2 protein-coding genes and 1 pseudogene are annotated in these 1,275 nt (G+C 26.2%); all 3 read right to left on the reverse strand.

From position 1 onward, the window contains the following. Positions 1-43 precede the first annotated feature (43 nt). A complete protein-coding gene (locus tag AJ932_RS10430; protein ID WP_162842173.1) occupies positions 44-187 on the reverse strand; it encodes a hypothetical protein in 144 nt (47 codons plus the stop codon). Continuing rightward, complete coding sequence (locus tag AJ932_RS10435; RefSeq protein WP_186820398.1) at positions 174-1,010, reverse strand: hypothetical protein; 837 nt, start codon at positions 1,008-1,010, stop codon at positions 174-176. Before AJ932_RS10435 ends, AJ932_RS10430 begins: the two co-directional genes overlap by 14 nt. 13 nt (positions 1,011-1,023) lie before the next feature. Then, positions 1,024-1,275: pseudogene (locus AJ932_RS00150) on the reverse strand (VgrG protein); the annotation flags it as partial.

Raw genomic sequence — 1,275 nt, forward strand, 5'->3', positions numbered from 1 at the left:
ATTTTGTAATTTATTGATTTTTGTTTTACAAACTTCACATTCTTTATAAATAGACATTTATCGCATTCCTTATGTTACTTTCTACAATTTCTTGCCCTTTTCTTAAAGCTTCTTTTATGCTTTCTTCAAAGTTGATAGTGGTGTTATTTTCATTATTAACACTGGTATTATTTTCATTTACATTCATCTAAAGTCTTTTGAATTTTATTTATTGTATCTTCTAGAAAAGGTGATATATCTTTACGATAATTCCTAAAATTTTCTTTTAATGTTTTATCAAAAAGTTTTGAGCCATCTGGATCTAAGTTAATAAATATAGTATAATTTCTCTTTATTTGATTAAATATTAAGTTTCTATTTTCAAAAGAGCATAATTGAGCATTATTAGACAAAAATACATTTTGAATCAATGTTTTAAAAGAAATTGCCGTACCTATATATTCTGTTCCCTTATCCAAATAACCTACACCCTCTAAGTAATCATAAAATTCTTCATAATGTTTTATAAATTTAAGTTTTTCTTCAAAAATTTGTCTTTCTAAATCTCTAGTTGATGCTCTTAAGTTTAGATATTTTTGCTTTTCATTGGAAGTTGAATTTATACCGCTTATGAAATTAAGATAATTAAAATAAATTTGTTCTTTACCATGTAAAACAAAGAAGTTACCAGCACAGCTTTTAATAAAAGCTTCAAAATACCTATCCTCAAATCCAAATAATTTAGCCACCTTAAAATCAAAAATAGCCTTTTGCATTTTTACATTTAAATCTTTAAAATCTTCTAGCTTAGGTCGGTAATCATTTACAATTTTAATCATATCCTTAGGGCTTGGATTTAAAGTCATTTTTTTAAAGTTTTTAAATTCTAGTTGAACTTTAGGATAATGATACATTCCCCAATAAATCGTATATAAAGGAGAATAAAGTAATTTTGCAAGCACGGCAAATATTATAATAATTATTATACAAGGTATATAAAATCTTTTAAGTTTGTAGAAGGGTTTATTCATTGTTTATCCTTTATTACTCTGCTTTAAGCTCTCCACCTCTAACCACAAGTCCATTAGAGTCTATAGTTACTTCAACTCCACCTGCTTTAATGATAACACAATCAGGTTTTGCATTAATAATTGTTTCTCCTACCTGTATAGTCGCTTCGCTATCGGCTTTTAACTCATGAATAGTTTTTGCATAAGTTGTGATATTATCAGCTACCATGCTTGTATTTTTATCACTTTCAAATCCTATGGATTCATTACTTGTAAAAAGAATATT

The organism is Campylobacter sp. BCW_6873, assembly GCF_001762365.1.
Lineage (GTDB): Bacteria > Campylobacterota > Campylobacteria > Campylobacterales > Campylobacteraceae > Campylobacter_D > Campylobacter_D jejuni.